The sequence below is a fragment of the Candidatus Allofournierella excrementigallinarum genome (assembly GCF_944388085.1).
In the GTDB taxonomy this organism is placed as follows: Bacteria; Bacillota; Clostridia; order Oscillospirales; family Ruminococcaceae; genus Allofournierella_A; species Allofournierella_A excrementigallinarum.
Window position 1 is genome coordinate 1 of the sequence record NZ_CALXHK010000081.1, and the last position, 6433, is coordinate 6433.

A 6433-nucleotide genomic window follows, 5' to 3' on the forward strand; every position below is an offset into this window, starting at 1 on the left:
GACAAGCTGGAGGAGGCGTATCTGGAGAGCCTGCGCCATCCCATCGGCATGAAGCCCCTGAGCGAGCTGGCCTTCCCCGGCGCGAAGGTGGTGTTCATCGTGCCCGACCGGGTCAAGGGCGGCGAGCAGGCCACCAGCCACCGCAAGGTGAGCATCAGGCTCATCCTGAAGGAGCTGTATGCCGCGGGCGTGAAGAAGGAGGACATCAAGTTCATCATCTCCAACGGCCTGCACCCCCGCGCAAAGCCCGAGGACTACAAGGCCATCTTCGGCGAGGAGCTGTTCCGGGAGTTCTGGCCCACCCACCAGATGACCAGCCACGACTCCGAGGACCCGGACAACATGATCGACCTGGGGCTCACCAAACGGGGCGACCCTGTGTTCATGAACAAGACCGTCTTCGAGGCGGACCTGCCCATCCTCATCGGCCATGTGCAGGGCAACCCCTACGGCGGCTACTCCGGGGGCTACAAGCACTGCGCCACCGGCATCACCAACTGGCGCAGCATCGCCAGCCACCATGTGCCCGAGGTCATGCACCGGGACGACTTCACCCCGGTGAACGGCGGCAGCCTGATGCGCCACAAGTTCAACGAGATCGGCATGCTGATGGAGGAGAAGATGGGCCATCCCTTCTTCTGCTGCGACGCGGTGCTGGACACCAGGAGCCGCCAGATCGCCATCTTCTCGGGCTACGCCGCCGAGATGATGCCCGAAAGCTGGAAGGTGGCCGACAAGCGCACCTATGTGCACTGGGCGGAAAAGAAATACGACGTGCTGGTGTTCGGCATGCCCCAGAAGTTCCACTACGGCGACGGCATGGGCACCAACCCCATCATGATGATGCAGGCGCTGAGCGCCCAGGTGCTGCGCTTCAAGCGGGTGATGAGCGACCGGTGCGTCATCATCTGCTCCTCCCTCTGCAACGGCTTCTTCCACGACGAGCTGTGGCCCTACCTGCGGGCGGAGTGGACCGACTTCCAGCACGACTACATGAACATCCTGCCGGACATGGACCGCCTGGGCGAATACTACGCCACCAACGAGGAGTACATCCGCAAGTACCGCTTCACCAACGCGTTCCATCCCTTCCACGGCTTCTCGATGATGAGCTGCGGCCACATCGCCGAGATGAACACCAGCGCCATCTACATCGTGGGCGCCCAGGAGCCGGGCATCGCCCGCAGCATGGGTCTCAAGACCCGCGCCACCTTCGAGGAGGCGCTGGCGGACGCGAAGAAGAAGTATGTGGGCGATGAGCCCAACATCCTGGCCCTGCCCCAGACCTTCAAGCTGGCGGCGGTGCATCTTTGCATGAAGGACCCCAGCCAGGACTGCATGGACGAGTACGGCAACCATCCCTGCTGCGGCTGAACCCATTGAACTGACGGGCGGGCCCTGCCGGAAACGGCGGGGCCCGCGCTGCGCTGCCCCGCCGCGCCGGGGTGAAGCCCGGGCCTCCCCACGCTTGCATTTTCCGGCTGGGGGCGTACAATACCATTGTGTGAGACATTTTTTGCATGAATGGGAGAACGCAAATGGAACAACAGGAAAAAGGCCTTGACCTCTCGCTGCTGAACGAGGAGCTGCGCCGGGCCGTCGCCGCCCACACCAAGCCCATGGTCTGCTTCGAGGGGCTGGAGGTCACCGCCCTGCGGGAAGGCTATGTGGAGGCGAAAGCCCCGGTCACCGAAAGCAGCCTGAACCCCTACGGCAACGCCCACGGCGGCTGGCTGTTCGCGCTGTGCGACACCTGCTCCGGCCTGGCGGCCAGCACCCGGGGCCGCCCCAACGTGACCCTGCAGGCCTCGGTGAACTACATCCGGGGCGCAAAACCCGGCGACACCGTCACCGTCAAGGCCGTCAGCCGCCACAGCGGCGGGCGCACCGCCGTGAATCAGGTGGAGATTTTCGACGGCCGGGGCCGCCTGCTGCTCACCAGCAGCTTCACCATGTACTACATGGACGGCAAAAGATGAAAAAGGCAGGGCCCGGCGGGCCCTGCCTTTTGCTTTGCACATCCGGCGGCCAGAGCGCTGAAAACGCGGGCCGCCCTTTAACGCCTTGGCGCTTAAAAGTTGGAGCCGTTCCAGCCCCAGTGCTCGGTCTCGGCGTACTTCACATACACCCGGCCGGCGGGAATGTCCAGCACGCTGTCCAGGATATCGCACACCCGGCCGGTGAGCTGGCGGTAGTCCTCGCCGTCCGCGCCGCCGTAGACGCTCACCTCCGCGATGGCGGCGGGCGCGTCGCTGCCCGCCATCCACAGGGCCTTTTCGCCCTCCACTTCCACCATCAGCCAGGCCTCGCTCTTGCCCGGGATGACCTCGATGGCCTGCCCCAGCATGGCCTTGATCCGCCCGGCCTGGGCTTCGTTCACCGCCACATTGGCGCTCACACGAATAAACGGCATGATTCTTTTCCTCCTGTTTATTCCGCCGCGGGCAGATGCGCCCGCAGGAACTGCAAAACGTCCTCGTACACCTCGGCCCTGCCCGCCTCGTTGAGGATCTCGTGGCGCATGCCGGGGTAGAGCTTCAGCCGCACGTTTCGCCCCGCGTCCTTCAGCCACTGATACACCTGGGCGGGGCCTTTGCCGCTCGCACCCACCGGGTCCTTGTCGCCGGCGACGACGAACACCGGCAGATTTTTGGGCACCCGCGCCGCCCATTTCGGGCCGGTCACGGCGGCAAGGCCGCCGAACATGTCCCGGTAGGCGGCCGCCGTGAAGGTGAAGCCGCAGTCCGGGTCGGCGTCAAAGGCCTCCTGCACGGACCTGTCCGCCGCCAGCCAGGCCGAGGGCCCCTCGCCGGGGAACTGCCTGTGGTAGCCGCCGGTGGAGAGGGACTCGATGAGCTTGCCGGGGCTTTTCGGGCCCTTCACCGCCGCCTGCAGGCCGGCCAGCGCCCGGGCGAAGCCCAGCAGGGGATTGGCCCCCATGGTGCCGCAGACCACCGCGGCGGCAAGCCCGCCGCCCCAGCGGGCGATGTATTCCCGGGTCAAAAAGGAACCCATGCTGTGGCCCATGATACACACCGGCAGGCCGGGGTATCTCGCCCGGGCGTCCGCCTCCAGCCGGCGCAGGTCGGCCAGCACATGCTCCCAGCCGTCCCTGTCGGCAAAATGGCCCTGCACCACCGCCGAGCGCCCGTGGCCCGCGTGATCGTTCATGAACACCGCAAAGCCGTGCTGGGCCAGGAAGCTGGCAAAATCTTCATAGCGGGCGCTGTGCTCCGCCATGCCGTGCACCAGCAGCAGCACCGCCTTCGGCTCTTCGCGGGCCCACAGGCGGGAAAAGATCTCGCCCTCGCCGCTGTGGGCGGGGCTGGTCCACTCACTGCTTTTCATCTTCGCCCTCCTTCTGCTCCGCCGCGCCGAAGGGCGCCAGCGACAGGCCGGTCACGTCGCTCACCGGCAGCGAAAAGGCCAGCGCATGGCCGGCGCCCGCGCCTTCGGCGCAGATGGCCTTCATCACCGGCTGCCGCCCGGCGGCGGGCACCAGGATGAGCACCACGTCCTTTTCCGGCTGGATGGTGATGTGCAGGAATTTCTGGGCTTCTTCGGCGGCAAGGCTCCGGCCGCGCACCACCGTGCCGCCCCGGGCCCCCGCCCCGCGGGCGGCGTCCATCACGTCGGCGGCAAAGCCGTGCTCGGCGATGACCACGATGAGTTCATGCTGGCTGCGCATGGGTCGCTCCTCCTTTTGGAATGGTGTTTCGGCCGCCGCTGCGGCGGCGATGCGCTGGTGGGCCAGCGCGCTGATGCTGCAAAGGCCGATGGTGAAGGCGATGCCCCGCCCCGGGCGGTAGAGCTCCAGCCGGTCGGTCAGCGCCGCCAGCACTTCGCCGGCGTCCCCCGGCAAAAGCGCAAGCACCACGTCCTTTTCCGGCTCGTCCAGGCCCAGCAGGTCCATCACTTCCGCACTGGCGGTGCCATGGCCCAGCAGCACGAGCTGGGTCAGGATGCGGCGGCGGCGCAGCTCGGCGGACACCGCCTCGCCCTTGCCCCGGTCCACCACGGCAAACAGGCAGCATATGGATGAAGGCGCTTGGTTCATTGCACATCCTCCTCGGGGCCCGCGTCCAGTTCCAGCACGTCGTCCGCCTCCTGCGCCGGGGCGCTCTCGCCGGCGGCGTGCCGGGTCTTGAACTGATACACCAGCCCGATGATCTGAATGGTGATGAGCGGGATCATGGCCACCATGGCCACCACCCCGAAGGCGTCGGTGAGAATGTCGCCCCCCACCGCCTCGCAGGCCCCCATGGCAAAGGGAAGAAGGAAGGTGGCGGTCATGGGGCCGGAGGCCACCCCGCCGGAGTCAAAGGCCACCGCGGTGAAGATGCGGGGCACGAAAAAGCTCAAAGCCAGCGCCAGGGCGTAGCCCGGCAGCAAAAACCACAAAAGGGGCGCGCCGGTGAGCACCCGCACCATCGACAGCCCCACCGAGGCCGCCATGCCGATGGACAGGCCCGCCATCATCGCCTTCTGGGAAATGGCGCCGCCGGTGATCTCCTCCACCTGCTTGTTCAGAACCAGCACGGCGGGCTCGGCCTTGACCAGGAAGTAGCCGATGAGCATGCCCACCGGCACGATGAGCCAGCGCAGGGGCAGGCCCGCCAGCCGGCGGCCCAGCTCGTTGCCCGCGGGCATAAAGCCCACGTTCACCCCGGTAAGGAAGAGGGTGAGGCCCAGGAAGGTGTAGAGGATGCCCACCAGGATTTTGGCCAGCGCCCGGCGGCGCAGCCGGAAGAACAGCACCTGAAACACCAGGAAGAACGCCAGGATGGGCCCCAGGGCCAGGGCCACCTCTTTGGCGTATTCCGGCGCCGCCGCTCCGAAGGCCGCCAGCAGGGCCCGGGTGTCCTCGATCGCAGACACCGACAGGGGGGTGTAGCTCGCGTCGCCCGAGCGGTAGATCATGCCCAGGATGAGCACCGACAGCACCGGCCCGATGCTGCACAGCGCAACAAGGCCGAAGCTGTCGCCCTCGGCGTTTTTGTCGCTTCGCACGGCGGTGAGGCCCAGGCCCAGCGCCATGATGAAGGGCACCGTGATGGGCCCGGTGGTCACCCCGCCGGAGTCGAAGGCCACGGCCAGAAAAGCCGACGGCACGAAGCGGGTGAGGATGAACACCAGAAGATAAAAGACGATGAGCATCACCGGCAGGCTCCAGCCCAGCAGAATGCGCAGGAAGCTCAGCACCAGGAACAGCCCCACCCCGGCGGCCACCGTCAGGATCAGCACCCGGTCGGGAACGGCGGGGGTCTGTCTGGCCAGCACCGCCAGGTCCGGCTCCGCCACCGTCACCAGCACGCCGATGAGAAAACAGCCCGCCAGGATGAGCCACAGTTTGCGGGTGCGGGTGAGGTGGGTGCCCACCAGCTCGCCGATGGGCATCATGGCCATGTCCGCCCCCAGGGTAAAAAACCCCATGCCCAGGATGAGCAGGGCCGCCCCTGCCAGGAACAGGCACAGGGTGGAAAGGTCCACCGGCACCACAAAGGCGCACAGCGCCAGCACGATGAGGCTGACGGGCAGCACGGCGGCCAGGGATTCGTGGATCTTCAGCTTGAGTTGTTTGTTCAAGGGCATCGCCTCCTTTGACGCGGGTGGACGCGCCGCGCCGGCAAAGGGGTGCGTCAAACCGGCGGCGGCGGGAGGGCCGGGCCCGAAGGCGCCCTCGCGGGATATACAAGACATATACATTATATAACGCGGGGGCCGGCCTGCGCAAGCATGGATCAATTTTTGCACAGGCCATAGTTTTTTAATACAAGTGCGTAGTTTTTTCTATCGTTTTTTCCATTCCATACAGGTAAAATGGTCTTGTCACCGGGCGGCAGCAGTCCTTTCGGCGCGAAAGGCGCAAAAAAGCTCCGCCCCAAAAATCAAGGAGGACAAACCATGAAAAAGCTTCTTGCACTTGCACTGAGCGCTGTGCTGGCCCTGAGCCTGGCGGCCTGCGGCGGCGCTCCCGCTTCCACCCCTGCTTCCACCCCCGCTTCCGGGGCTGCCTCTGAGGGCGGCGCTGCCGCAACCTCCGACATGCGCGTGGACGTGTTCTACTACGACTTCTCCGACGTGTACATCTCCACCGTGCGCGCCGCCATGGACGAGCAGCTGAAGGCCATGGGCATCGAGCCCAACAACTGGGATGCCGCCGGCAGCCAGCCCACCCAGACCGACCAGGTCAACACCGCCATCACCGCCGGTTCCGACCTGCTGATCGTCAACATCGTTGAGACCGCCACCAGCGCTCCCGCGCAGGACATCGTGAATGCCGCCCAGACCGCCGGCATCCCCGTGATCTTCTTCAACCGCGAAGTGGCTGACAACGAAGTCATCAACAGCTATGACAAGTGCGCCTTCGTGGGCACCAACGCCCCCGACGCCGGCCATATGCAGGGCGAGATGATCGGCAACTACCTGCTGG

At 66.0% G+C, this 6433-nt stretch carries 7 protein-coding genes; 3 read left to right on the forward strand and 4 right to left on the reverse strand.

The window, feature by feature from the left end; translation table 11 throughout:
• Both ACH2AT_RS10525 and ACH2AT_RS10530 read left to right on the forward strand, forming a co-directional pair.
• Positions 1 to 1374 (forward strand): lactate racemase domain-containing protein (locus tag ACH2AT_RS10525; RefSeq protein WP_394965880.1); only part of this gene is annotated, 1374 nt, incomplete at its 5' end.
• 164 nt (positions 1375 to 1538) lie between these two features.
• On the forward strand, positions 1539 to 1979 hold the full coding sequence (locus ACH2AT_RS10530) for a PaaI family thioesterase (RefSeq protein ID WP_394965882.1): 441 nt from the start codon (positions 1539 to 1541) through the stop codon (positions 1977 to 1979).
• Positions 1980 to 2071: 92 nt separating this feature from the next.
• On the opposite strand, the gene ACH2AT_RS10535 is transcribed toward ACH2AT_RS10530, so the two are convergent.
• Genes ACH2AT_RS10535 through ACH2AT_RS10550 form a run of 4 tightly spaced genes read right to left on the reverse strand, consistent with a single transcriptional unit; the run spans position 2072 to position 5592 of the window.
• Positions 2072 to 2413 (reverse strand): phenylpyruvate tautomerase MIF-related protein, encoded by a 342-nt coding sequence (locus ACH2AT_RS10535; RefSeq protein WP_394965884.1) that lies wholly within the window; start codon positions 2411 to 2413, stop codon positions 2072 to 2074.
• A 17-nt stretch (positions 2414 to 2430) separates the two neighbouring features.
• A complete protein-coding gene (locus ACH2AT_RS10540) occupies positions 2431 to 3348 on the reverse strand; it encodes an alpha/beta fold hydrolase (protein ID WP_394965885.1) in 918 nt (305 codons plus the stop codon).
• Positions 3335 to 4057 (reverse strand): hypothetical protein, encoded by a 723-nt coding sequence (locus tag ACH2AT_RS10545; RefSeq protein ID WP_394965886.1) that lies wholly within the window; start codon positions 4055 to 4057, stop codon positions 3335 to 3337. The genes ACH2AT_RS10540 and ACH2AT_RS10545 overlap by 14 nt, the downstream gene beginning before the upstream one ends.
• Positions 4054 to 5592: a DUF1538 domain-containing protein gene (locus ACH2AT_RS10550; RefSeq protein WP_394965888.1), complete on the reverse strand. Its 1539-nt coding sequence runs from the start codon at positions 5590 to 5592 to the stop codon at positions 4054 to 4056. Before ACH2AT_RS10550 ends, ACH2AT_RS10545 begins: the two co-directional genes overlap by 4 nt.
• A 312-nt stretch (positions 5593 to 5904) precedes the next feature.
• Between ACH2AT_RS10550 and ACH2AT_RS10555 the strand changes: the two genes are divergently transcribed.
• Positions 5905 to 6433: substrate-binding domain-containing protein (locus ACH2AT_RS10555; RefSeq protein WP_394965889.1), on the forward strand; the 529-nt coding region annotated here is incomplete at its 3' end.

Coding starts and splice junctions, on each gene's coding strand:
- ACH2AT_RS10545 (WP_394965886.1), bottom strand. CDS start 4,057: ATGAACCAAGCGCCTTCATCCATATGCTGCCTGTTTGCCGTGGTGGAC.
- ACH2AT_RS10550 (WP_394965888.1), bottom strand. CDS start 5,592: ATGCCCTTGAACAAACAACTCAAGCTGAAGATCCACGAATCCCTGGCC.
- ACH2AT_RS10535 (WP_394965884.1), bottom strand. CDS start 2,413: ATGCCGTTTATTCGTGTGAGCGCCAATGTGGCGGTGAACGAAGCCCAG.
- ACH2AT_RS10530 (WP_394965882.1), top strand. CDS start 1,539: ATGGAACAACAGGAAAAAGGCCTTGACCTCTCGCTGCTGAACGAGGAG.
- ACH2AT_RS10540 (WP_394965885.1), bottom strand. CDS start 3,348: ATGAAAAGCAGTGAGTGGACCAGCCCCGCCCACAGCGGCGAGGGCGAG.